At 48.9% G+C, this 23060-nt stretch carries 24 protein-coding genes, 1 pseudogene and 1 other annotated feature; of the genes and pseudogenes, 13 read left to right on the top strand and 12 right to left on the bottom strand.

Translation table 11 applies throughout. The annotated features are described in order from the left end of the window. Positions 1-130: 130 nt before the first annotated feature. The 3 genes from AF331_RS10495 to AF331_RS10485 all read left to right on the top strand — a co-directional run bounded on the left by AF331_RS10495 (position 131) and on the right by AF331_RS10485 (position 5164). Entirely contained in the window at positions 131-3259 is a 3129-nt protein-coding gene (locus AF331_RS10495) for a hypothetical protein (protein ID WP_053428089.1), read from the top strand. A gap of 131 nt (positions 3260-3390) precedes the next feature. Beyond that, positions 3391-3915 carry an RNA polymerase sigma factor gene (locus AF331_RS10490; RefSeq protein ID WP_053428088.1) on the top strand — a complete coding sequence of 175 codons (525 nt, stop codon included), beginning with the start codon at positions 3391-3393 and terminating at the stop codon, positions 3913-3915. Then, the gene (locus tag AF331_RS10485) at positions 3908-5164 is read left to right on the top strand and encodes a DUF4179 domain-containing protein (RefSeq protein WP_053428087.1); all 1257 of its coding nucleotides are present in this window, start codon (positions 3908-3910) and stop codon (positions 5162-5164) included. Before AF331_RS10490 ends, AF331_RS10485 begins: the two co-directional genes overlap by 8 nt. An 81-nt stretch (positions 5165-5245) precedes the next feature. Here the strand turns inward: AF331_RS10485 and AF331_RS10480 are convergent, their stop codons facing one another. The 4 genes from AF331_RS10480 to AF331_RS10465 form a co-directional block, all read right to left on the bottom strand. Further along, positions 5246-5707, bottom strand: a complete 462-nt coding sequence (locus AF331_RS10480; protein WP_053428086.1) for a DMT family transporter — start codon at positions 5705-5707, stop codon at positions 5246-5248. Positions 5708-5719: 12 nt separating this feature from the next. Continuing rightward, positions 5720-6148 carry a DMT family transporter gene (locus AF331_RS10475; protein ID WP_053428085.1) on the bottom strand — a complete coding sequence of 143 codons (429 nt, stop codon included), beginning with the start codon at positions 6146-6148 and terminating at the stop codon, positions 5720-5722. Positions 6149-6212: 64 nt separating this feature from the next. Next, positions 6213-6530, bottom strand: coding sequence for an ArsR/SmtB family transcription factor (locus tag AF331_RS10470; protein ID WP_053428084.1), 318 nt, complete (start codon positions 6528-6530; stop codon positions 6213-6215). A gap of 10 nt (positions 6531-6540) precedes the next feature. Next, the gene (locus tag AF331_RS10465) at positions 6541-6915 is read right to left on the bottom strand and encodes a winged helix-turn-helix transcriptional regulator (protein ID WP_053428083.1); all 375 of its coding nucleotides are present in this window, start codon (positions 6913-6915) and stop codon (positions 6541-6543) included. A gap of 113 nt (positions 6916-7028) precedes the next feature. On the opposite strand from AF331_RS10465, the gene AF331_RS10460 reads away from it, so the two are divergent. Further along, entirely contained in the window at positions 7029-7523 is a 495-nt protein-coding gene (locus AF331_RS10460) for a lactoylglutathione lyase family protein (RefSeq protein ID WP_053428082.1), read from the top strand. A gap of 136 nt (positions 7524-7659) precedes the next feature. Here the strand turns inward: AF331_RS10460 and AF331_RS10455 are convergent, their stop codons facing one another. Together AF331_RS10455 and AF331_RS10450 are read right to left on the bottom strand one after the other, a co-directional pair. After that, positions 7660-9339 carry a sensor histidine kinase gene (locus AF331_RS10455; protein ID WP_053428081.1) on the bottom strand — a complete coding sequence of 560 codons (1680 nt, stop codon included), beginning with the start codon at positions 9337-9339 and terminating at the stop codon, positions 7660-7662. Then, positions 9336-10043: a response regulator transcription factor gene (locus tag AF331_RS10450; protein ID WP_053428080.1), complete on the bottom strand. Its 708-nt coding sequence runs from the start codon at positions 10041-10043 to the stop codon at positions 9336-9338. The genes AF331_RS10455 and AF331_RS10450 overlap by 4 nt, the downstream gene beginning before the upstream one ends. Positions 10044-10198: 155 nt before the next feature. Here AF331_RS10450 and AF331_RS10445 point away from each other — a divergent pair, with 155 nt between their 5' ends. Beyond that, complete coding sequence (locus AF331_RS10445; protein ID WP_053428079.1) at positions 10199-10888, top strand: ABC transporter permease; 690 nt, start codon at positions 10199-10201, stop codon at positions 10886-10888. Next, positions 10882-11799 (top strand): ABC transporter ATP-binding protein, encoded by a 918-nt coding sequence (locus AF331_RS10440; protein WP_053428078.1) that lies wholly within the window; start codon positions 10882-10884, stop codon positions 11797-11799. Before AF331_RS10445 ends, AF331_RS10440 begins: the two co-directional genes overlap by 7 nt. Before the next feature lie 35 nt (positions 11800-11834). Here the strand turns inward: AF331_RS10440 and brnQ are convergent, their stop codons facing one another. The 3 genes from brnQ to AF331_RS10420 form a co-directional block, all read right to left on the bottom strand. Next, the gene (gene brnQ, locus AF331_RS10435) at positions 11835-13157 is read right to left on the bottom strand and encodes a branched-chain amino acid transport system II carrier protein (protein WP_053428077.1); all 1323 of its coding nucleotides are present in this window, start codon (positions 13155-13157) and stop codon (positions 11835-11837) included. A 53-nt stretch (positions 13158-13210) separates the two neighbouring features. Continuing rightward, positions 13211-13450, bottom strand: a binding site (T-box leader). Between the two features lie 96 nt (positions 13451-13546). Further along, the gene (locus AF331_RS10425) at positions 13547-13951 is read right to left on the bottom strand and encodes a VOC family protein (protein WP_053428075.1); all 405 of its coding nucleotides are present in this window, start codon (positions 13949-13951) and stop codon (positions 13547-13549) included. A 332-nt stretch (positions 13952-14283) separates the two neighbouring features. Further along, complete coding sequence (locus AF331_RS10420; protein WP_053428074.1) at positions 14284-15702, bottom strand: NAD-dependent succinate-semialdehyde dehydrogenase; 1419 nt, start codon at positions 15700-15702, stop codon at positions 14284-14286. Positions 15703-15886: 184 nt separating this feature from the next. On the opposite strand from AF331_RS10420, the gene AF331_RS10415 reads away from it, so the two are divergent. Then, positions 15887-16816 (top strand): NADP-dependent oxidoreductase, encoded by a 930-nt coding sequence (locus AF331_RS10415; protein WP_053428926.1) that lies wholly within the window; start codon positions 15887-15889, stop codon positions 16814-16816. Positions 16817-16975: 159 nt separating this feature from the next. On the opposite strand, the gene AF331_RS10410 is transcribed toward AF331_RS10415, so the two are convergent. From AF331_RS10410 to AF331_RS10405, 3 genes and pseudogenes are all read right to left on the bottom strand, one after another. Beyond that, positions 16976-17590 carry a hypothetical protein gene (locus AF331_RS10410; protein ID WP_053428073.1) on the bottom strand — a complete coding sequence of 205 codons (615 nt, stop codon included), beginning with the start codon at positions 17588-17590 and terminating at the stop codon, positions 16976-16978. Continuing rightward, positions 17587-17801, bottom strand: a pseudogene (locus AF331_RS21855) (DUF3951 domain-containing protein). Before AF331_RS21855 ends, AF331_RS10410 begins: the two are co-directional and overlap by 4 nt. Beyond that, the gene (locus AF331_RS10405; protein WP_160316514.1) at positions 17801-18793 is read right to left on the bottom strand and encodes a DUF4003 family protein; all 993 of its coding nucleotides are present in this window, start codon (positions 18791-18793) and stop codon (positions 17801-17803) included. Before AF331_RS10405 ends, AF331_RS21855 begins: the two are co-directional and overlap by 1 nt. A 104-nt stretch (positions 18794-18897) precedes the next feature. Between AF331_RS10405 and AF331_RS10400 the strand changes: the two genes are divergently transcribed. From AF331_RS10400 to clpP, 6 genes are all read left to right on the top strand, one after another. Further along, the gene (locus AF331_RS10400) at positions 18898-19104 is read left to right on the top strand and encodes a helix-turn-helix transcriptional regulator (protein ID WP_053428071.1); all 207 of its coding nucleotides are present in this window, start codon (positions 18898-18900) and stop codon (positions 19102-19104) included. Between the two features lie 5 nt (positions 19105-19109). After that, positions 19110-19484, top strand: a complete 375-nt coding sequence (locus tag AF331_RS10395) for a hypothetical protein (RefSeq protein WP_053428070.1) — start codon at positions 19110-19112, stop codon at positions 19482-19484. Between the two features lie 103 nt (positions 19485-19587). Continuing rightward, the gene (locus AF331_RS10390) at positions 19588-20436 is read left to right on the top strand and encodes an AraC family transcriptional regulator (RefSeq protein WP_053428069.1); all 849 of its coding nucleotides are present in this window, start codon (positions 19588-19590) and stop codon (positions 20434-20436) included. Positions 20437-20586: 150 nt separating this feature from the next. After that, entirely contained in the window at positions 20587-21576 is a 990-nt protein-coding gene (locus AF331_RS10385) for a hypothetical protein (protein ID WP_152915599.1), read from the top strand. Positions 21577-21638: 62 nt separating this feature from the next. Beyond that, on the top strand, positions 21639-22274 hold the full coding sequence (locus AF331_RS10380) for a sigma factor-like helix-turn-helix DNA-binding protein (RefSeq protein ID WP_053428067.1): 636 nt from the start codon (positions 21639-21641) through the stop codon (positions 22272-22274). Between the two features lie 16 nt (positions 22275-22290). After that, positions 22291-22869 (top strand): ATP-dependent Clp endopeptidase proteolytic subunit ClpP, encoded by a 579-nt coding sequence (clpP, locus tag AF331_RS10375; RefSeq protein WP_053428066.1) that lies wholly within the window; start codon positions 22291-22293, stop codon positions 22867-22869. Positions 22870-23060 lie beyond the last annotated feature (191 nt).

The following is a 23060-nucleotide window of genomic DNA, read 5'->3' as shown; positions in this document are numbered from 1 at the left end:
CCGCTTTTTGATGTATCCTATGTCCCTTCAGTATGAGCTGTGAGGGCGGGCAGATGTCATGAACTTGGGAGAACAGCCTACTGGTTTTTGCATATGATGCATGAAAGTGTATTGAAAAGGACTGATTGAGATGTTGAAAAAAGGGAGAGAAACCTCAGGGTTATCCTGCAAGATCATCCCGCCTCCAAAGAGCTGCGAAGGGTTATTTCCGAATCCGGGAAACGAGTGCAAAGAACCGATCATTCAGCTTGATCGTATCGGCTCCATTAGCTGTGACGGGGTCATCAGCGGAAGGGTGTTCTGTGACTTTCAACCTGTAGCGGGTGTAGTCGTCCAACTATCTGCTAATCCCGGGATAGTGAACTTTGCCAATGCTACCCCGATCACGGATGCATCAGGGCGTTTCTCCACGACCGTATCGGTTCCGCGTGGTACGCCGATTACGTCAGGAGTCGTGGTGACGGCAGGTGCAGATGTAGGAGGTCAGCGTGTAACCGACAGCATCATCGTGACGGTTGACTGCATCGTATGTACGAATCCGACCCTGACCTTGAATCCGATTGAAGGACCCGTCGGCTGCGAGGGGGCACCGCTCAGCGGGCGACTCATCTGTGATGGCAGCGCCATTGCAAGAGCACCCATCACCTTCACCATCACATCCCAGTCAAAGCGGGTCGTCATAAACCCGAACCCTGCCATCACCCAAAATGACGGCACTTATACAGCAACCGTCGTTCCGTTCATTGGAATCAATGAAACAATCACGATCGTGGCATCAACGAGGATCGGCGGAATCGAAGTGGTATCCGAGGCACGTCAACTCACCGTGCGCTGTGTGAAGTGCGTCAATCCGGTCATTTTCATTAAAAAGGTATCCACGATCAACTGTGAAGGAATCATTTCAGGTACGCTGCTTTGTGACGGGGTTCCACTATCCAATGTCCCTGTATCACTCTCGGGACCGTCTTTCCTACAGTTTGAACCGGACACTCCCATCACCGATGCGAATGGTGTTTTCACTTCCACAGTGACCGTTACAAGCGGGACCCCATTCCAGGAAGCAGAAATAACGGCTTCAGCGGTGGTGAGCGGCATCGAGGTCTCCACCAGCCGTATTGTTACGGCAGGATGCCTCTTCTGCCGTAATCCTGAGCTTACCCTCAACACTCCGAAAAAGGTCATAGGCTGTGAAGGAGCGGAGCTTACCGGTAAGCTGACCTGCGGCGGTATTCCGTTCCCGGGGGCAAGTATAGCCTTCGTCGTAACGCCGCAAGAGGGGGTCGCGATTGTTCCCAATCCCGCCATCACCGGGGAGGATGGGTCCTATACTGCAAGAATCGTACCGGAGCTTGGGACAGTGGGTACGTTCACCATCGAGGCGAGGACCGTGATTGCAGGGGTGCTGATTTCCTCAGAAGTCAAAACGATCAAAGTCGATTGCGAGTGCAAGAATCCGGTCATCACCATCGATGACCCCGGGAAGATCAATTGTGAATCCCCAATTACGGGTCGCTTGACGTGTGAAGGCTTCCCGCTCGTCGGGGTCGAGGTCACATTCTCGAGTCCACTCCTTCAATTCGAACCTAATCCAGTCGTCACGGATGAAAATGGCAGGTTCAGTACGACGGCAATCGTCCCATTCGGTACAGATCTTCAGGAAACGACCCTTACCACTACAGGAGGGGGAGCCACTGAGACCATCACGGTCAAAGTATTCTGTAAGAAGTGCCGGAATCCACTGTTGACCCTGAAAGCACCGAAGTTCATCGGATGTGACGGCGGAAAGGTAACGGGCAGGTTAACATGCGACGGAGTTCCGCTCAAGGGGAATCTCGTCACGTTCACCACCTCACCGGCAGGGGCGATTGCAGTATCGCCGAACCCTGTCACCACGGACGAAGACGGAAGGTTCACGGCTGTCTTGACCACTACGCTCGGTGTGGAGGAAGTGGTGATGATCCAGGCTTCATCCGTTGTCGACGGAAAAGTGGTAGTTTCCGAGAATGAGAAGATCAAAGTGAAATGTGTGTGCAAACATCCAGAGATCATTCTTGAAGAGCCATATAAAATCAACTGTGAAGGTGAAATCAGAGGGAAGGTGACATGCGAGGGACTGCCCCTTGCCGGTGTCGAAGTGATGCTTTCCAGTCCGATCCTTGACTTTGATCCCAATCCGGTGCTGACGGATGAAATGGGATCATTCACTTCGGAAGTGACCGTCCCATCCAATACACCGCTCACAGAGACGGTCATCACGGCAAGGGTGACAGTGGCTGGCAAGACCATTACCGAAACCATCAAGCTGAAAGTGATTTGCTTGAAGTGTCGCAATCCGAAGCTTACCTTGAATACGCCAAAATACATCGGATGTCCTGCAGAGCGGATTTCAGGCCGTCTCACCTGTGATGGGGTACCGGTAAGGGATGCGGCCATTACCTTTGTCGTTACCTCGGATACCCCGGGAGCCGTCACCGTGGATCCGAATCCGGCGTTTACGAATGAAATGGGCGAATACACGGCAAGCATCCGTGCAGGTGTCGGGGTCACAGAGGTCATCACCATCAGGGCAGAAGCCATTGTTTCAAGAGAAATGGTGTCTTCGGAATCCCAACAGATCAAGGTGGATTGTCAATGTGAAGACCCCGAATTGGAACTGGAATGTGTAAAGAAAATCCGCTGTCGTGCCGAAATAAAGGGAAGATTCCTCTGTAAGGGTGAGCCGCTTGCAGGAGTGAAGGTAACATTGACCAGTCCGCTTCTCGACTTTGAACCAGCAGTTGTGTTTACGAATCAGGAAGGGTATTTCAGAACGTCTGCCATCGTACCCGGTGAAAGACCTTACGAACTCACCACCTACACAGCGAGTGTTGAAATCGGGTCGCGGACCATCTCGAAAACCTGTAAAACCGTTGTGGGTTGTGAGCGGTGCAAACATCCCCGTTTGACTCTTTGCACCCCGTTGTTCGTTGGTTGTGAAGGGGAAGAGATCACCGGTGAGGTCTTGTGTGACCATCGCCCGGTTGAAGGCGTAGCTGTCCATTTTAAAGTCGTATCGTCGCATGGAGAGGAATATATCCTTCCGAATCCAGCAGTCACGAAGGCGGATGGCACCTATACTGCCCGGATCGTGCCTGCAAAAGGAAAGGTGGATATCATCACGATAACGGCAACGGCAGAAGTAGGGGATGAACAGTTGAAAAAAGGCCCATTCCTGGTCGTTGTCAAATGCCCGTGCCCTCCGCACGAAGGTAAAGAATAAGAAAGTGGGAAAGCCGTCATCCGTGACGGTTTTTCTCTGACAGGGTGTTGGACAGGCTCTTACATAAAAAAATGAAAACCAATGAACTTTTCACGCATCCAAATACTCTTACAGGAAAGAGAGGTGGAGAAATGAATCTCAGAAGCGCAGTGAAGAAGGCGAAAAAAGGCAGCAAAGAGGCGCTCCTTCAACTGATCATGGAAGAAAAGGAAAACTATTATCGATTGGCCTACGTATACGTCGGGAACGAGCATGATGCCATGGATGCCATGGAGGATATGATCGTCACCGTTTATGAAAAAATTCACCAGCTTAACGATCCGGAGGCCTTTTACAGCTGGAGCAAAACGATACTCGTGAATCTTTGTAAAACGATGCTTCGTAAACAGAATCGTCTCGTGTTGAAAGAAGAGTGGTCAGATGAGGGGGGATCCTCAAATCCATTGGAGAACAGTGACCGCGACATGGAGATCCAAGACATGCTTCTGCAGTTGAATGAGCACCAGGCAGAGGCCATCAGGCTGAAATATATACTGGATCTTGATTATTCAACCGCCGCTAAGGTGATGGGCGTGTCGGTGGGAACGGCAAAGTCCAGGGTATTCCAAGGTTTGAAGAAATTAAGGGAAACGTTTGGAGGGACAGCACATGAATGAAGTGGATAAGAAACTAAGGGAAGAAGCAGAAAAAATGCAGAGTATCCAGCCCCCACAAGACTTGGAAGCGCGCCTGCGTTCAGCCCTCGACGATAGGCCGCGAAGGAAGCAGAACGGGTGGAAGGTAGCACTGGCCGCAGCCGCAGTCTTCTTGATCCTCGGTTCGTTTCAATATCCCGCCCTTGCCTACTACGGAAAGAAAATAATAGGAGCAGAGGATGTCATGAATGGTACACTTCAAGATCTGAACGAAGCGGGGATGGGCCAGGTCATCGACCAGACATACTCTCTAGGAGAAGGGGAAAAGATCACGATCGATGGCGTCATTGTCGATGAGAATCAATTCATCCTGTATTACACTTTGCATAATGCCAACGGAGTGGAAGAAGGAGATACGTGGGAGCCGGGTGACCTGACCGGGTTCTTGACAAGGGAATATATGATCAGTGCAAAGACGGTCGTCAGTGAAGACCGGACAGAACTTAAGGGTGAAATCCGATATGATCCACCGAATGCCTTTGCCAAAGAGCTTACCTTTCATCTTGACCACTACAAAAACGATGAATGGGTGAAAGGAAAAAAACTTACCTTCAACTACCGGCCGGATCAAGCACTGCAAACCAAATTCAAGCAGGGGATCAATAAGACTGTGACATTCGATAATGGTTCCATCACGTTCAAGAGTATAACGGCAACCCCCACCATCACGGTCATCAAGGGCAAGATGAAGCTGGATGAAGAGATCAACGATCCACTTGGCGAAATTGAGCTTGTCGCAGACGGCAAAGCTCTTGAGTGGCAGGGATCAGGCAGCTCATCCAATTGGGGTCTTTCCGATGATATTGAACTGGAATTCGACGCTCTGCCACACGATTTGAACAATCTGGAACTTGTTGTGAAAGCATTCCCTGTAAAGGAGAAAGCGGACATCTCCGTACCCCTCTCGGCATCTGAAACGTTTAAAGTGAATGATCAGAACGTGATGGTGAAGAAAAGCGGGGTAAAAGATGGGCAGGCTTTCGTAACAATCGAGAGCGGGGAAGGGCTGCGTCTAGACGGAGTGAGCATCAAGACCGGGAGCGGGACTGTCAAGCTCGATCATACTACGGATGACGAGTATACGAAAAGGGACGGAGAGGCTATCCATGAGCGCACCCTCCTCTTCAATACAAACGATGAACCTCAATCACTCATCGTGAAAGGTATTTCGTACATGAAAACATATGATAAACGGATCGTGATCGAATAGATGGAATGAATCAAAAAAAGCCAAGAATCCGATGGATGGATTCTTGGCTTTTTGTCATCGAGAGACTTGGACTGACGCCCCTTATGCAGATTGTTCCTGGGCTTTCTTATTCCCCACATAAATAAACCGTAAAGCAAGGAGCATAAGGACGATGGCAAGGATCCGTTTCCAGTCCAGGTGGATCTCAATCCCGCCGAACCATCCGAAATGGTCGATGATCATCCCCATGGTCAACTGTCCGATGACAGTGGATACGTTTGTGGCGATAACCCCGATCTTCGGAACGGCAAGAACCGTGAGGAACAGGTATCCTACGCCGAACCAAACGGCAGCCAGCTGCCATTTAGGAACATCGAATATAGAGAAAATATTTCCGTCTCCGAAGAAGAGGATGATGAGGAATAAGATCATGGCACCCGTAGCAAACGTCATGAACGCTGTCTCATAGGTACCGGTTTTCCTGCTGAGTGCCCCGTTCACGGAGGACTGTGCGCTTAGTGTGAAGCCGCCGAGCATGGCGGCGATCAGGATGAATGCAGACATGTTTGGACCTCCTTAATAGATGAGTATGAGGGACGCAGCCATCAGGATGATAGCTATGACCTTCTCTTTGTTGATGCTGATTTTTTCACTTCCGAGCCATCCTTTGTGCTCGATGATCATACTCATGATCATCTGTCCGACAATGACGCTGATCATGGACAGTCCAACTCCTACCAGTGGAACACTGATCACAAGGATGGTAAGATAGATGGTCCCGAAGAATCCACCGGTGAGCTGCCATTTTGGTGCTTTGAGGGAATGGGACAACGAGCCTTTTCCGAGGAAAAGCAGGACAATACCGAGAATGATCGTTCCGACGAAAAAGTTATAAAAGCTGCTTTCCAATTTCCCGATCGTTTTCCCGAGCTCGCCGTAGATGGCCCCCTCTGTACTTAATGATGCCCCTGCAATGAGGGCGACGATATAAACCCATAGCTTCATAGTATGATGGCTCCTTAAATCTATATTTCGAATAATATCGATATGAAAACTTAAAAAAAGAGGCTTAAAGCTCCTCTTTGATCCACTTCGCCAGTTTCTCTAAATTCTCTTCGTTCCTTCGGTAGTACGTCCACTTTCCGTGACGTTCCGACTCCAGTAATCCAGCCTTCTGCATCATAGATAAATAGTGCGAAACAGTGGATTGGGACATCCCGGCCCTTTCCGAAATATCACCAACGCACACGCCTCCTTTTTCACTCATATTCTTCGAAAGATGTGCAGAAGGTTTGTCGAAATGATCATAGGGATCCTTCAACCATTTCAACATTTCCAATCGAGTGCTGTTAGCCAACGCTTTGAAAATATCTACGTAGTTTTCCATGTGGATTAGACTAATCGATATTCCTCGATATGTCAACCGGAGAAACTTCATCGGAGAAAGGACCGTGGGTACGTCCCCATTTGTGCATGGCCTGAAGGACGGGCATCACCGTACGACCGAAATCGGATAAGCTATATTCTACTTTTGGAGGGACGGTGTCGTAAGATGTCCGGATGATGAAACCATCTTCCTCGAGCTCTTTCAACTGCTGGCTGAGCACTTTGTGTGCGACGCCTGGCAGGAGTCTCCTCAATTCATTGTAGCGATGGACCCCATCCGTTCCGAGATGCCAAAGGATCACGGTTTTCCACTTGCCGCCGATTTTTTTCAGCGTATATTCAATGGAGCATTTCAGCTTTCCATTTTCATTTTTCTCCACTGTCATTCAGTTCATCCTTTCTTACCTCCAGGTTAGTATCTCACAAAAAAGTGCATACTTACATTCGAATGAATCGCCGTTTATAATGAGGGCAATTCAACTCAAGGAGGACACTTAATATGAAACCATATCCAAGATCATTTTCACATATCGGCCTAAGCGTGCCAAGTCTGGATGAAGCAGTGAAGTTTTACCAGGAGGTATTCGGCTGGTATATCATCATGGAGCCGTCCGATGTTGAGAACGATGATAGTGCCATCGGACAAATGTGCCGTGACGTATTCGGTAACGAATGGGATACATTCAGGATTGCCCACATGGCCACAGGCGATCGGATCGGAATTGAACTATTCGAATTCCCACAGAATGAAGCCCCTGAGAACAACTTCGAATACTGGAAGACCGGCTTATTCCATTTTGCCATCCAGGATCCAGATATCGAAGGCCTAGTAGAGAAAATCAAGGCGCACGGCGGCAAGCAACGCATGCCGATCCGGGAATACTACCCTGGTGAAAACCCTTACCGGATGGTGTATGTAGAAGATCCTTTCGGCAATATCTTTGAAATCTACTCCCACGGTTATGAGCTGACGTATTCTGAAGGTGCATACTGACATCCAGAAAAAGTAGCAGAGGCTGGGAGAAACGTGTTTCAGTCATAGAAAAACCCGGATTCATTCGCCTAAGATAAGGGTGATGAATCCGGGTTTTTTAATGGGCACTTTTTTAATGTTTTCCCCAACTCAGGTCTTATAGGGGAAGGATGAGCCTTACCCTTGTTCCTTCGTCAGGCGCACTCTGTACATTGATGGAACCGTTGTGCAGTTCAATCAGTTGTTTCGTAATGGCCATCCCGAGCCCGGTACCGCTGCCGGAGTCACTGGTGTTGGTGCCGCGGTAAAAGCGTTGGAACAAGTGGGAGAGGGTCTCGGCATCCATTCCTTCTCCATCATCTTCGATCTTGATGACCATGAGCTGGTTTTCTATGGCTTCTGAGGAGATGGTGATCGTAGTACCGTCTCTGTTATGTTTAATGGCATTTGATAACAGATTGTCTAGGATTCGCTGAAACCATTTACGGTCCACCATCCCGAGCAGAGGATTTTCTGCAGGAAGGAAGCGGATATCGGCTTGTGCCGTATTGATGAAATAAATGATGCTCCTCCGGATGGATTCGTTGATATCTGTCTTTTCTTTCCTGATGGGCAAGGCTTGGCTGTTGAGCTGGTAAACGAGGGTGAGATCATCAAGGAGATCCTTCATGAATGCGGATTTATCAACGATTGTACCAGCAAAGTCCCTTATTTCTTCAGGTGTCCATTCATACTGATCGGACTGAAGCATCTGGGCATATCCGGTAATGGATGACAAAGGGGTCTTCAGATCATGGGATAGTCCGCTGATCCACTCTTCCCGAGAGCTGACCACCTTCTTTTCGTGCCTTTCGTTGCTCTTCAGTGTGTCCGTCAGCTTGGATAGCTGGCTGAAAAGCTCTTTGTACAGGCGATAATTCCGTTTAAGCTTCCCATTTCTTTTATAGATCGTGGATTCCCCGACTTGGTTGACCGGTTGGGAGTATTGGCCGTCAGAGAGCTGTTTGATCCATTTCACCATGATCAAGAGAGGGGTGCCGAGGTTCCGTGCATACCAAAAGGTGCTGAACAAGATCAGGAGGGCAATGACGATAAGTGCGATGAACCACCCGTTATGGATCGGCACCGAAATGGGTGCTTCAGCAGGAGGATGGATCCCTGTAATCAGGATGTTTCCTGATAGGGGATCTTGGTGCACGGTCTGATTCGGATCATCCAGCTGAAGGAGGTCCTGGTACGTGTAGTCCTCTGAAGGTGGCCGGTCTCCATAAGCTTGAAGAACCTTGCCATCTGGGTCGGTCAGCTGAATCCAAACCCCTTCTTTTTTCATTTGCCGCTGATCTTTTGTCGAGAGCAACCATTCTCCTTTACCCCAATCGACCTCATCTTGCACCTTGCTCATCCACTGCTCCTCAGGATGATGTTTCCCCAGCATCACGTAGGACGGTTCATCGTCCATATTCAAGATCTCCCAGGTTTGGATATCGGTGAAAGGGACCTCATCGGCAGCCGACAGAAGATGTTTTGAAGAGAGAACGGAATCGGGCGCACCGTAGGATCCGGCAATGTCTCCCTTGGAGTCCAGGATGATCAACCAGCTCTTTTGCTTTTGAAGAACCTTTTGTAGATGTTCGTCGATGGTTGCATTGCCTTCTTTGATCTCAAACCTGTCGGAAAAATAGAGTCCTTCTGCGGTGGTGAGGTCTTTTTCAATGGCAGAATTCATGGTGAGAAACGCGATGAATAAGAAAATGATCAAGAGCGACAGCAATAAAAGGAAGCCGGTCAGGATCAGGCGACCGAGGAGGTGGAGGATGAATCGAGTATGGATATTCATCTGCTTTCCCTAGGAATCTCCAGTTTATACCCCAGTCCCCGCACGGTCAGGATGAGCTCGGGATTTCCGGGATCTTCCTCGATTTTCTCCCGCAGCTTCCGGATGTGCACCATGACGGTGTTATCTTCCCCCATGAAGGCGTCTCCCCACACCTGCTCATACAACTGCCCCTTGCTGAAAAGCTGATTCGGGTGCTTACAAAAGAATAGTAATAATTGGTATACTTGGGCAGGAAGTCGAACGGCCTCGCCCCGTACAAACACTTCCCCTGTAGATGTGTTCATTTCGATGGGTCCGCAGCTGTGTACGGTCTGATCCTGTATCGTACTGATCTTCAACCTCCTGGACAGATGTGCCTTGATTCTTGCGACGACTTCGAGGGGGTTGAAGGGCTTGGTGATGTAATCATCAGCCCCGACGGCAAATCCCGATAACTTATCGAGGTCGCCTGCCTTGGCGGTCAGAAAGAAGATCGTGGCATCGGATTGCTCGCGGATCGATGGGCAAATCTCAAAACCTGTTTGATCAGGAAGCATCACATCCAAGAGTATCAAATCATAGGTATGACTCTTACATAGGGCAAGTGCCTGTGAGGCAGTCTCTGCTTTATCAATCTTTGAAATTCCCTCTCTGAGGAGCAGGGTCTCAAGCATATTCATAAGTGCCATTTCATCATCAACAATCAATAATCGTGCTTCATTCATCATTAATCTCCTATCTTAACGGTGTTACCCCTATCATATCATCAAAGTTTTAGTAGAATTAGAGAATTAAGGAAAAGTTAAGGTGAGATTTCACCTGCGTTAAATGTAGTGGATTATCCTTTTTGTATAGACAAATAAGAAAAGGAAGTGTTCATATGTTTGCCATAGCCAAAAGGGAATTCTTTCAATTATTCAAGGGGTTCAAGTCCATCGCCATCATCCTCATGCTCCTTGTCCCCACATATTATTTTGCGAAATTCTCCTCGATGTTCGAGAGCGCATTGGAGTTAACGCCCGATGAGGCGGATATGGCCCATTCGGCAGGCTTGCTGGTGGTCATGATTGTATTCGGGCAACTGTTCGTCATGGGATTGTCCCATGACACGATGAACCGGGAGATGCATGAGCGGACCATGAGGTTCCTGCTGACCCGGACGTCAAGAAAGTCCATCGTGGCAGGCAAGTTCCTCGGGATCCTGGCCTTCTGGTTTGCTTGCATCACCGTTTCCCACGTGATCATCGCGATCTTCTCTCACCGGTTCGATGCTTTCACATTCTTTCAGCTCATGGGTCTCATCGCTTGTCAGGTCGCCTTTACGGTTTTGCTGTCGACGGTGGTAGCGGTACCTGCGTTGACGATGTTCATGAGCATCATCGCCGGGATCCTCCTCCCGATCCTCGGGTACTGGCTTGCCTACACCTCGAATCCATGGTTCAGCTGGATGAAGTATGTTGATCCGAACTATTATCTCGTCAGGGAAGATTATACATTCTTGCTCATGTACGTTGATGCTTTCATTTTACTGTTACTGTCATATGTATTCTTCAGAAGGAGGGGATGTTGATGATTACAACGAAAGGGCTGACGAAGTCATTCGGGAAAAATCAGGTAGTCAAAGGAATCGATCTCACGGTGGAGAAAGGGGAAATCTTCGGGTTCCTCGGGAGGAATGGAGCTGGGAAATCAACGTTCATCAACATGCTGACCGGCATCGTGATCCCAACTTCCGGTAGCTATTCCCTCCTGGGAGAAGAGGAGGATCACAATGCCATCAAGCACAAGATCGGCGTCATGCCTGATTATTCAACATTCTATCAATCCATGACCGCACTGAAGCATCTGCAGTTCCTTGCCGGTGTATCGGGGAAGAAGGTGGCCAAGGAAACGTGCATGTCGGTGCTGGCCGCCGTTGGCCTTGAAGGGCACGAGCATAAAAAAACCTCCAAGTTCTCCTTCGGTATGAAGAAGAAGCTTGGAGTGGCACAGGCGATCATCCATGATCCTGAATTGATCTTCCTTGATGAACCGACTTCAGGAATGGACGCAGAGTCGGTCCTGCAGATTCAGCACCTGATCCGTTCCCTGCAGAAACAGGGTAAGACGATCTTCATGACGTCTCATAATCTCGACGAAGTGGAAAAGATCTGTAACCGTCTTGCCATCATGAAGGAGGGGCGGATTATAAAAAGCGGCACGATGGAAGAGCTGAGGGCATTTTACCGCTCGAATATTGAAGTGAAAGTCAAACATTCAGCCATCCCTGTACGTGATCAAGAGGATCTGGAACAATGGCTTACCATCAATGGTCGTGATGTAGAAATGGAGGACACCCATTTTCATGTAGTTGTACAGGAGGAGAAGAAGATTGCGGAAATCATCCGCGTCCTTAACCGGATCAAGGTCGACGTTTACCGAGTGGAAGTCGATGAACCTACACTTGAAGAGATCTTCCTTGAAAAGGAACGTCAAGAATAAAAGGCAAGGTGTCGTGAAGACACCTTGCCTTTCGTTTATCCATGCCACTGTTCACTCGTACGCCTGTAACCGGAAATGTGGTCCCACACAAAGCCGATGATGGCACAGAGAAGAGCGGGAAGGGTCCACTCCAACCCATTTGCCGATAGAGGGATCCAGTCAACGGCCTGTTCCAGAACCTTTGGAACCAGATTGAAACTGTGGAACGTTTCATAAAGTGAAAACGCACCCGTCATCCCCACCGATAGGATGAACATCCTCCTGCTTTTCCCCAGGAAGTGCTGGGCAAGGGAGAGGACGACCAGAACGATGGCTACAGGGTAGATCAAGGATAGAAGAGGTCCGGCAATCTTGAGGATCATATTCAATCCCAGGTTCGTAAAGAGAAGCCCGATCAAGGTGAATACCCCGACATACCCTTTATAGGAAAGGGCGGTGAAGCGCTCTTGGAAAAATTGGGCGCATGCGTTGATCAGGCCGACACAGGTTGTCAGGCAGGCAAGTATCACGATTGCACCAAAAATCAGATTTCCGCTCGGACCGAAAAGTTGTCCTGAGGCCAGTACCAAAAGCTCTGCGCCATTGGCCACTGCCTGGTCAGCCGGGATGACCCTACCGATCCATCCAAGGGACACGTAAACAAGGATGAGTCCCACAGCGGCGATCGATCCTGCACCGATCGTCCCCTTCACAAGCTCACTCCGTTTGCTCATTCCTTTGGAGCGGAACCCATTTATGATGACGATGCCGAAAGCAAGGGCTGCGATGGCATCCATCGTATAATAGCCTTCAATGAATCCCGTAAGGAAAGGGGAGTCTTGGAACTTTACTGAAGTCGGTGCTTCCCCGTAGGAATAGGTGAAAAAGGCCTTGATGAATAGAAAAGCCAATACGATGAGCAGAGCGGGCGTGAGCCACTGTCCTACTAGGTCGATCGCCTTCTTCGGATTCAGACAGATCACAAATGTCAGACCGAAGAAAATGAGCGAGAATAAGAAGAGCGGCATATGTCCCTGTACGGGAAGGATCTGTTCGAATCCAAGCTCGAACGCGACGTTGGCGGCCCTGGGTATCCCGTAAAAAGCGCCGATGGACAAGTAGACGATGACAGCGAAGATCATTCCGAAAAGGGGATGAACCCGCTCACCGATCGATAAAAGCCCATTCTTCGAAAGAGAAACGGTGATGATCGTAATGAGGGGTAGGAATACCGCTGAGAGAATGAAGCCGGTGATTGCTGGAATGAACGCATTGCCCGATTCCATGCCAAGCGTGGGAGGGAAAATCAGATTCCCTGCCCCGAAGAAGAGGGAAAAGAGCATGAATCCTGCTATGATCATATGTTTTTTATTCGTCATGTTGAACCTCCTGATTCTATCCTGGAAAAACAAAAAAGCCCGCCCCTCAAATCTAAAGGGACGAGCTTATACCCGCGTTACCACCCGAATTCCGCCTGCTAAAAAAAGCAAGCGACACTTGAACGTACCAACATACGTCTTCCTGTTAACGGTGGAAAACCGGCAGTGCTTACTCCGTTCGGCACTGCGTCTCAGGGATGATTTTCAATAGGGTACCGTTCGCCTGCTCCCACCAAATGCCGGCTCTCTTTGCAACAGTGTCCCGATCTACTCTTTCCCGTCGTTGACATTTACTATAGTAGTAATCTAGCACATAAAGAATTCGTTCGTCAATTCGTTTTTTAAATATAGTATTTATTCTGACATATTGACAGGTAGCCTGTAAACGCTTAGAATCCCTTCCTGACTTCATCGAACGACATCCCCCTATGAAGCAATTCCGATAGTGTCAGCTTGTAGCCATCCGGGTCGATCAGGACCAATTCCCTTGCATTCCATGGACGATCGGCTGGCCCTTCCATAATATTGGACTCGGGTGCCTGCTTGGCAGTCAGATCAACGTCCTTCCATTGCAGGTTGATGGTGAATCCTTCAGGAAGAACAGGGGATCCCGCCGGAATCAGCATAAGGTCCTGGTATCTTTCACCGCGGATATGGACCATTACGATCTGGTTTTCCTCCCCTCTATGACAATAGACCTCGTTGAATTCCAGGACATCTTTGTACCATTTCACTGAACGCTCGATATCTCTCACTTCCATTTTCACAAACATGGGCATCGGATAGGCTTCCATTCTGTCACTCTCCTTTCTGTTGATAGCTTTCACTGTAATCCAGGACGCTACGTGAAGGTCAACAAAAAAAGAGGGTGGGACAATACTAAAAAGGACCATTGAATGACGAACACGATCAGTATAGGTTCTTTATACCGCTCATGATTTCTGTGCAAGACTTCGGTTTCCGCGGGAGTCTTCGTCTTGCACTCCAATCAACCGCTGCTGGAAACCATATAATCGTATTGGTACTGGAACAAAATAAAAACCCGAATTCATTTGCCTGATCGCAGGCAGATGAATCCGGGTTGTTCGGTGACTAAAACACGTTTGTCTCAGCCACGCGAAAAGGATTATAATCCGACAGAAATATATTTCACTTCCAGGTATTCGTCCATTCCCTGATGGCCGCCTTCCCGGCCAAGGCCGCTCTGTTTGAATCCGCCGAACGGTGCCTGAGGAGCGGATGGGCCACCGTCATTCAATCCGACAATCCCGTATTCCAACTGCTCACAGATGGCAATTCCCCGGGAGATGTTTTCCGTAAACACATACGCTGCGAGACCATAGATGGAATCGTTGGCGCGCTCAACGGCTTCTTCTTCCGTTTTGAACGTGGTGATCGGGGCAAGGGGGCCGAATGTTTCTTCGCTCATGCAGAGCATATCGTCCGTTACACCGGTGAGTACGGTGGGCTCAAAGAACAGCCCTTCTTTCACGCTTCCGCCGGTCTCGATTTTAGCTCCTTTATCCGCGGCATCTTCAATGTGTTTTTTTACTTTATCTACAGCACGGTCATCAATGAGGGGGCCGATGTCTATGCCTTCGTCCAGTCCGTTTCCGACCTTCAGCTTTTTGACCTCTGCAACATATTTTTCAGTGAATTGATCTACGATGGATTCATGGACATATATGCGATTGGTGCATACGCAGGTTTGGCCGGCGTTGCGGTATTTGGAAGCCACCACACCTTTGACGGCCTTATCAAGATCCGCATCCTGGGTCACGATGGATGGAGCGTGGCCGCCAAGCTCAAGGGAGATCTTCTTCATCGTATCCGCAGAGTTTTTCATGAGGATTTTACCGACGGGTGTTGAGCCTGTGAACGTGAGCTTGCGGACGCGCGTATCATCTGTCCATGCTTCCCCGATGGTTTTGGAGTCACCACTGACAACATTAATGACGCCTTTCGGTATGCCGGCTTCTTCAGCCAGATGGGCAAGTTTGAAGGCTGTCAGCGGTGTGAGTTCAGCCGGTTTGATGACGACGGTGCATCCCGCCGCTAATGCAGGGGCGACCTTACGTGTAATCATTGCAGCAGGGAAATTCCACGGCGTGATGACGGCCACGACACCTACAGGCTGCTTCGTCACGAACATGCGCTTATCCCGCTGGGTAGCCGGGATCTGCTCTCCATAAACCCGTTTCCCTTCTTCTGCAAACCATGAAATATATCCGTTGGCATAGTCGATTTCCCCAAGGGCTTCTTTAAGGGGCTTTCCTTGCTCGAGCGTCATGGTGCGGGCAAGATCTTCACGGTTTTCATGAATGAGATCATGCCATTTCCGCACCAGTTCGCTCCGCTCGTAGGCAGAGTGTGCACTCCAGCTTTTAAACGCTTCAGAAGCAGCATCGACAGCTTTCTTTGCTTCCTTCGTGCTCCCGTTCGGAACGGTGGCAATCACCTCGGATGTGGCGGGATTCACGACCTCGATCGTGTCGAGATCCTGACCGGTTTGTTGACCATTGATCAATAAGGCATACTTTTCCATTAAATGAACCTCCTGAATTGATTGGTTGATGAGATAGTGAGAGTTTTCCCTCTCTATATGTAGCTTAAACGTTACCTCAAATGAAGCGGTGACGCCAACAAATGAACCTTGAAGTTCCTGTGTTTATTCTTATTCAGGTTGAGGGAACATATACCGTATGAAGATTATGAAGGAGGAAGCCACTGTGAAAGCAATTGTGATCAATCAATATGGAAGCAAGGATGTTTTGGAAGAAAAGGAAGTGGATAAGCCGGCAATCGGTGATGATCAGGTGCTGGTAGAGAACCATGCGACGGCAATCAATCCCATCGACTGGAAGCTGAGAGAGGGATACTTGAAACAGATGCTTGACTTTGAATTCCCGATTATCCTGGGCTGGGATGTAGCCGGCACCATTTCTGAAATCGGTAAGAACGTCAGCGACTATTCCGTAGGGGACCGGGTATTCGCCCGTCCGGAAACGACGAATCAGGGGACTTATGCAGAGTATGTTCCGGTGGATGCCCATCTGCTGGCACCCATGCCTGATTCCATGAGCTACGAAGAAGCAGCGGCGATCCCACTTGCTGGATTGACGGCCTGGCAGTGTGTGGTTGATTTTGGTGAAATCAAAAAAGGCGACAAGGTATTGATCCATGCAGGATCAGGAGGAGTCGGAAGTTATGCCATTCAAATTGCTAAGAGCTTTGGTGCCTATGTCGCTACGACTGCGAGTGGTAAAAATGAGCAGTTTGTCCGTTCCCTCGGTGCAGACGAATTCATCAACTACCGCGAGCAGGATTTCAGCGAGCTCTTATCAGACTATGATCTTGTCGTCGATACGATGGGTGGCAAGGTTCAGGAGGACAGCTTCAAGGTATTGAAAAAGGGTGGTAAGCTCGTCTCCATTGCCGATCAGCCCCCTGAAAAGTATTCAGCCGATTTCACAACGAAATCCCTGTGGCTGGAGCCGAACGGCGAACAGCTGAAGAAGCTGGCAGACCTATATGAAAAGGGAGAGCTCAAACCGGTAATAGGTGAGACATTCGACCTCAGTGAACAAGGCTTGAAGGATGCCCATGCCCTGAGTGAAACCCATCATGCAAAAGGGAAGATCATCATCAAAGTGAAGTAGAATGCAAAAACCGGGCGCTCCCTATTCCTGAATGGAATGGATGCGCCCGGTTTTTTGTCGTACTTCAAAGCGTGGTTCAAGTCCTATACTTTTCAACATTTACGTAATCCGATGCTTCTAACTAACACGTGTGTATTCCTTTCATTTGTGTGCTCTAAATCAGTACATCCCCTCCAGAAGATACCGCTGAACCCCTTTACAGCATTGAGCGGCGAGTATGTAATGGTTCCTGCTTGCTTCTGCATCCCCGTTAAGGGAGTGGAGTCGGCCGAGGATGCTTTCTTTCATCCAATCTTTTTGCAGGGTATCTGCCTTCCCTTTGGCTTCTTCAAATCGTCCTTCCTCCAGCAACATGTGAACCTCGTAATACTCCCTTATTGGAGGCTGTTTTATTTGTTGGATACGGGAAGCAGCGCTCCGTACATCCCCTCGGCGTGAAGCCTCGGCCAAGAGGAAAACCGCTTGATGGGAGGGAGACTTGTACTTTCCGAGAATCTTGTCGAGCTGGCCTTTCACAAGGTCCGGATTCCCTTGTCCCAGCGCCCAATAAAAGCCGAGTATTGGTTGTCTTCTTCGTGCAGAAAGAAACTGTTCGATTTTAGATGTATTGGTGGAACAGTATAGAAAATATACGTAGGGGATCAAGGCAATGAAAAGGACAGAGGCTGCAATCACGATTGCCAATGCTCTAAAAGGAAGATCAAAAAAGCCTCCTGTGATTCCTGAGATAATGGCGAAGATGAATATGATGATGTATTGAACTTTGCTGATCATGGATGAGTCCTTTCCGGTTCGTCTCCAGTCTCCTCCTCTTCCGCCGGGATGTCCTGTTCTTCGTGGAATTCCACTTCAGTCTGCCCGGTGATCTCATCAAAAGGAGTATAGAAGAGAGAGGGAGATCGTTTTTTTTTTTTAATTTTATCCCTGCAATGATGATGAGCAATGTCACAGAGAGGGGGAGCAGGGCGAATGCCAGCAGTTCCATCATGAATCGTTGGACGAGCTTGTGATGACGGCGCTTGCAGACAAGGTGGCAATCATGGCGGTCTGCTGTGCTTGGATCAGCGTCTCGATCGTCGTCGACAAGCTGGTTTGGGCGAGTGAAGCATCCTCCAAGTGATGACTCACATAGAAGTTCACGGCCATCATGAAATTCACATCTTTATGCCATTTGAAGGCTTTGATGCTGTTCAGGTTATCCCATATGGAACGGATCCTCCCGCAGTCTGCATCCTTGACGAATGACAGGAGGGCGACTTGCGGATAGTATGCCGGTTTCATGCGGATCCCCTCAGAACGAAGGGCATCGTGTATGCGCAGGGCTCTTGAGATCATGACTTCCGGTCCTTCTTCCTCCTGAAGGGAAAGGATATGGCTCATTGTCTGAAGATCATTCCCCTTGCGGAAGCCTTCGTGGTTCAACTGATCATAAAAGGTTTCGATATAGTCCACGATATTCTCCTGCCCCTTTTTTGCAAGAAGCATGGCGAAAGGATAGTCGCTGTGACCGGTGAGGAAGAGATGCTCCTTTGCCATCCGTTTATAAAGGGTAAGCGCGCGTTCTGGAAGATCTGGATCGATCTCTTCTTCCCCCAGTACCGCCAGGGCGGCAAGGTGAGTGTAGACCCCCTTTTTGAATCCTGCCTCAATGAGCCGGTTGTAAAGGGATTGAAGGCGTTCGAATTGCAGGTGGGGACCTTCGGTTTTTACGTCGAGAAGGGCAGCGCATGAGAAGCGCAACTGCGATTTCATGTGTGAAAACATACCGGATTCTTTTTTGATCATCTCGCTTATGCCCATAAAGCGTTCCACGTCGAAAGGATGATCATTCGTACAATAAATGGAGGCGGTCAACATGAGTACCTGGTGATCGGAAACCTGCCAGCGAAGGCGCTTTTTCAGTGTGGTATAAATGTCTTCATACTGATTGATCTGGTTTTGCATCATAGTGATCACGTCCTTAAATGATTGATTCATATATTTACGAAATGCACAACGTGATGGTTTCATATTTTGTAAAATGTAAAGTTTCCTTGACGTAAAGTTTCCTTTACTTTATGATGACAACAAGGAGGTAGACCATGAAAAATAAACTGGTGGAATACCGAAAATCAAAAGGGTTATCCCAGGAAAAGCTTGCTCTACAACTCGGCGTATCGAGACAAACCATTATATCCATTGAAAAAGGCAAGTATGATCCCTCCTTACAGCTCGCATTTCAGCTGGCGGAAGTGTTTCATGTCAGTATTGAGGAGTTATTTTTATATGAAAATCAGAAAGGGGAATGAACCATATGAAAGGACGAAGAGGAACATATTTGTTTTTAGGGATTTTACTCGGCGTGCAAGGTTTGTTTGTACTCATCATCGGTATCCTTGCTAATTCCTTTGCCTATCATGCTCTTCCAATTCTCGGGCTCGCGATCATCTCATTCTGCATGAGTTATCTGCACCCTCAGTTCATTCAGAAAGACGAACGCATGAAAATGATCCGGGAGAAGGGGATGTTTTATTCTTATTTCGCCATTCTTGGCTATTTTATTATTCTTATAACGTTTCTTCAGTTCAGCTCCATTCAGATCACCGCGATGCAAGTGATGAATATCCTGCTAGCCCTTATTATAAGTACAGTCTTTGTATCCATGACCGTTGTGGCAAGGAAACACTAGAGGAAACGTGGTGTTTTTTAAGCTCAGTTATCTGTCCTCATTAGGCCTAAAAAGACAGGAAGGCTTCACCCATTCATCGTATTCTACATAAGGAGGGGATCAGATGGAAATGCTGGAGCGGTTGAATCAGTGCATCGACTATATTGAGAAGAATCTGGACGGAGTCATCGATCCGGATGAGTTATCTTCGATCTCCATGTACTCCCATCATCATTTCCAGAAGATGTTTTCCGTGATATCCGGCTGCCCGCTTGCGGAGTATATCCGGAAGAGGAGGCTCACCGTGGCCGCCCAGGAACTCATGGTGACAGATGCAAAAGTGATCGATGTTGCCCTGAAGTATGGATATGAAACGCCGGAGTCATTTTCGAAAGCCTTCCGGAAGCTTCATGGAGTACCACCTTCAAAAATCCGCACAGCGTCTGTCAGGGCTTATCCGAAATTGGGTTTTAAACTTCAGATAATGGGAGTGAACGAGATGAATTATCGTATGGTGAAAAAAGAAGCGTTTGAAGTGGCCGGGATCGGAAGAAGGATGAGCACGCAGAATGGAGAAAACCTGAGGGATATCCCCAAACTCTGGGAGCAGGTGAACAGGGATGGGATTGACCGGGAGATTTGCAGGGCTGCCAACGCCGATTCGATTATGGGCGTGTGCCTGCACGAAGATCGCACCAAGGATGAATTCACGTATTTCATCGGTGCTGAACATACGGCGGCTACGGTAGCCTATGAAACCCATACGATACCTGCTGCCACTTGGGCGGTATTTGAGGTGGTGGGTCCGATGCCTCTGGCCATACAGCGCGTATGGGAGAGGATCTTCACAGAATGGTTCCCGTCCACGGGATTTGAGCACAGCGGTGGTCCTGAGTTCGAACTGTACCCGATGGAAGACGCCGGGGCAGAAAACTTTCGCTGTGAGGTATGGGTGCCCGTTAAGAATCGTTAATATCATGTTGAAGAAAGGCAGCGTCGCGCTGCCTTTTTTGATTTTCAAGAATGTTCATAGTCATTCCTCCTAAATCTAAACCTTCTTGCTATAATGTAAGAAAAAGGATAAGAGGATTGGAGTGAATCGATGGTTTTCCGAAGGACACGTATGTCAAAATGGGCGCTCATGCTCGTGCCCGTCATCTTACTGAGCAATATTCTCCTGTATCAATCTTCAGTACAACTCTACCTGGATATTCATATCAGCAAGGCAGTGGTGTTCGGGAGCCTCCTTGACCTGTTGGTCGTCCTGCCTGCTTTGATGTATGCAGCATTCAAGCTCTCTAAAAAGCAGCTTGCGGGTATCGTGGTATTCGGTCTAGTCCTCGCAAGATTCATCCTTCCTGAAGCACACTTTGCTCAGTACACGGTTCTGCTGTATGCCGGTCTGGCGGTGGAAGTGCTCGTGGTCATGGGTGAGCTTGCACTGGTTATTCTCCTGGTAAAGAAAATTCCGGGGATCAGGGGGGATATGAGGGAGTCTGGAAACGGTCTCCTATTCTCACTTCTCCCAGCTGCCATAGAGAATGTGAAGGATCATTTTATCGTCAGGATGATCACTTCTGAAGTCCTTGCCATCTACTACGGTCTGATGAGCTGGAGGCGGAAAGCACCGGTCCATGGCGGAGTGGTGACCATGCATCAGAATACCAGCCACACAGCCATGAATCTCATGTTGATCCATGCCATCGTCCTGGAATCGGTGGGGTTGCATTGGTGGCTCCATGATGTGCAGCCTGTCCTGTCGATCGTGCTTCTGATACTTAATGTATACGGGATCATCCTGTTCCTTGCTGAGATTCAGATCGCCCGCCTGCATCCCCTTGAAGTGAGGGACGGGATGATCTATATCGGACAGGGACTTCAAAAGAGGATTGTCTTTCCGATCGAAAATATTGAACACATGGATTGGGGAGGAAAACCAGGTGAAGACAGCCTTCTCCTGATGTATAAAGATTTTGAAGAAGTGGAGCCCCAGGTGGTTATCACATTGAAGGAGGAAGCGGAAGCCACCCTTTTCATGGGTCGGAAGGTCATGGTGCGTGAAGTGGCCATCAGGGTGGATGATCCTAATCGCCTGAAAGAATTATTGGTGTGACCCGTATCTTTTTCGGCATCCCATCCGTTAGTAGTGTGAGAGGAAGAAAAGGAGTGAAGAATATGCAACCTGTTGAAAAGTCGCCTCCCCCAGGGGGTGTGAAGGAGCAAAGGGACGGTCTACTGCGCTACTGCCGCTTTCTGACGAAAAATCAGTGGGATGCAGACGAGATTGCACAGGAGTCTCTGGCCAGAGCGTTGGAACATTATCATCAAGAGGAGTGGACCCAGGCACTGCTGAAGCGTATCGCTTATTCCGTGTGGATTGATATAACCCGTAAGCGGCGATGGGAAACGGTTCAAGCTACGTCTTATGAGCAGTCATATCAGCTGTCCGGCTTTGAATGCACCCACCTTCTACGAAGTCTCACCCCGAAGCAGACGGTCACCTTCGTCCTGAAAGAAGCCTTTCAATTCCGGATTCCAGAGATTGCTTCCATACTGAACATGAGTGAAACCGGGATCAAGGCGTTATTGAGTCGTGCAAGGAACAGACTGAAAAATCTGCAGGAGGAGCCTGCCATGGAGGAGCCGTCCGACATTCAAAACCAACTGGATGCCATCCTGATCCGTACCCTGCGTGCACAGGATCCTGCCCTTCTTCTTCAGTTTATCCCGACGCTGCTTGCCCGTCAGTCGACGGTCAGCGGGGAACGCCTGCATGTCCATTCCTCCCTCAACCTCTCCAGCGCAGCATAATGGAGGAGGAAACAAGATGAATGCCATACCGTATGTGATTGAACAATCGAGTACCGGGGAGCGCTCCTACGACATCTACTCGAGGCTGCTCAAGGACAGAATCATCATGGTAAGCGATGAGATCAACGATGCCATGGCCAACAGCATCGTCGCCCAGCTCCTGTTCCTGGCGGCCGATGACCCTGATAAGGATATCTCCCTTTACATCAATAGCCCTGGAGGATCGACTTCTGCAGGGTTTGCCATATTCGATACGATGGACTATATTACTCCGGAGGTAAGGACGATCTGTACGGGGATGGCCGCGTCCTTCGGTGCCATGCTCCTTCTTGCTGGGACGAAAGGGAAGCGGATGGCCCTTCCGAATAGTGAAATCATGATCCACCAGCCACTCGGAGGAGCAAGGGGGCAGGCGACGGACCTTGAGATCTCCGCGAAACGGATCGTGAAACTGCGTAAGCACATCAATGACATCATCGCGGTTAGGACCGGCAAGCCCTTGGAACAAGTCGAGATGGATACCGACCGGGACTACTTCATGACGGCAGAGGAAGCACTGGAATATGGGATCATAGATCATATTATCAAAAAATAAGAGAGTGAGGCTGAGACAAACATGTTTTAGTCATAGTAAAACCCGAATCATTTGCCTGCGAAAAAGCAAATGATTCGGGTTTTACATTCGTTTAATGAACATTCAAATTTCATCGTTTCCAGCGGTTGCACGGAGATCATGAGCGGTAGTAAGATCCTATACTGATTGTGTTCGGCATTAAAGGGGCCATT

It is taken from the genome of Rossellomorea marisflavi, from assembly GCF_001274775.1.
Classification (GTDB): domain Bacteria; phylum Bacillota; class Bacilli; order Bacillales; family Bacillaceae_B; genus Rossellomorea; species Rossellomorea marisflavi.
The sequence above is the reverse complement of the archived record's forward strand: the minus strand, read 5'-3'. Positions and strand labels throughout refer to the sequence as shown.

Bases quoted from the DNA above. Each gene is read 5' to 3' on its own strand.
- AF331_RS10440 (WP_053428078.1), top strand. From the start codon at position 10,882: ATGTTGATGATTACAACGAAAGGGCTGACGAAGTCATTCGGGAAAAAT.
- AF331_RS10485 (WP_053428087.1), top strand. From the start codon at position 3,908: ATGAATGAAGTGGATAAGAAACTAAGGGAAGAAGCAGAAAAAATGCAG.
- AF331_RS10385 (WP_152915599.1), top strand. From the start codon at position 20,587: ATGTCAAAATGGGCGCTCATGCTCGTGCCCGTCATCTTACTGAGCAAT.
- AF331_RS10400 (WP_053428071.1), top strand. From the start codon at position 18,898: ATGAAAAATAAACTGGTGGAATACCGAAAATCAAAAGGGTTATCCCAG.
- AF331_RS10405 (WP_160316514.1), bottom strand. From the start codon at position 18,793: ATGAATCAATCATTTAAGGACGTGATCACTATGATGCAAAACCAGATC.
- AF331_RS10470 (WP_053428084.1), bottom strand. From the start codon at position 6,530: ATGGAAAACTACGTAGATATTTTCAAAGCGTTGGCTAACAGCACTCGA.
- AF331_RS10480 (WP_053428086.1), bottom strand. From the start codon at position 5,707: ATGTCTGCATTCATCCTGATCGCCGCCATGCTCGGCGGCTTCACACTA.
- AF331_RS10450 (WP_053428080.1), bottom strand. From the start codon at position 10,043: ATGAATGAAGCACGATTATTGATTGTTGATGATGAAATGGCACTTATG.
- AF331_RS10410 (WP_053428073.1), bottom strand. From the start codon at position 17,590: ATGATCAGCAAAGTTCAATACATCATCATATTCATCTTCGCCATTATC.
- AF331_RS10420 (WP_053428074.1), bottom strand. From the start codon at position 15,702: ATGGAAAAGTATGCCTTATTGATCAATGGTCAACAAACCGGTCAGGAT.
- AF331_RS10455 (WP_053428081.1), bottom strand. From the start codon at position 9,339: ATGAATATCCATACTCGATTCATCCTCCACCTCCTCGGTCGCCTGATC.
- brnQ (WP_053428077.1), bottom strand. From the start codon at position 13,157: ATGACGAATAAAAAACATATGATCATAGCAGGATTCATGCTCTTTTCC.
- AF331_RS10395 (WP_053428070.1), top strand. From the start codon at position 19,110: ATGAAAGGACGAAGAGGAACATATTTGTTTTTAGGGATTTTACTCGGC.
- AF331_RS10445 (WP_053428079.1), top strand. From the start codon at position 10,199: ATGTTTGCCATAGCCAAAAGGGAATTCTTTCAATTATTCAAGGGGTTC.
- clpP (WP_053428066.1), top strand. From the start codon at position 22,291: ATGAATGCCATACCGTATGTGATTGAACAATCGAGTACCGGGGAGCGC.
- AF331_RS10380 (WP_053428067.1), top strand. From the start codon at position 21,639: ATGCAACCTGTTGAAAAGTCGCCTCCCCCAGGGGGTGTGAAGGAGCAA.
- AF331_RS10390 (WP_053428069.1), top strand. From the start codon at position 19,588: ATGGAAATGCTGGAGCGGTTGAATCAGTGCATCGACTATATTGAGAAG.
- AF331_RS10495 (WP_053428089.1), top strand. From the start codon at position 131: ATGTTGAAAAAAGGGAGAGAAACCTCAGGGTTATCCTGCAAGATCATC.
- AF331_RS10490 (WP_053428088.1), top strand. From the start codon at position 3,391: ATGAATCTCAGAAGCGCAGTGAAGAAGGCGAAAAAAGGCAGCAAAGAG.
- AF331_RS10475 (WP_053428085.1), bottom strand. From the start codon at position 6,148: ATGAAGCTATGGGTTTATATCGTCGCCCTCATTGCAGGGGCATCATTA.
- AF331_RS10465 (WP_053428083.1), bottom strand. From the start codon at position 6,915: ATGACAGTGGAGAAAAATGAAAATGGAAAGCTGAAATGCTCCATTGAA.
- AF331_RS10425 (WP_053428075.1), bottom strand. From the start codon at position 13,951: ATGGAAGCCTATCCGATGCCCATGTTTGTGAAAATGGAAGTGAGAGAT.
- AF331_RS10460 (WP_053428082.1), top strand. From the start codon at position 7,029: ATGAAACCATATCCAAGATCATTTTCACATATCGGCCTAAGCGTGCCA.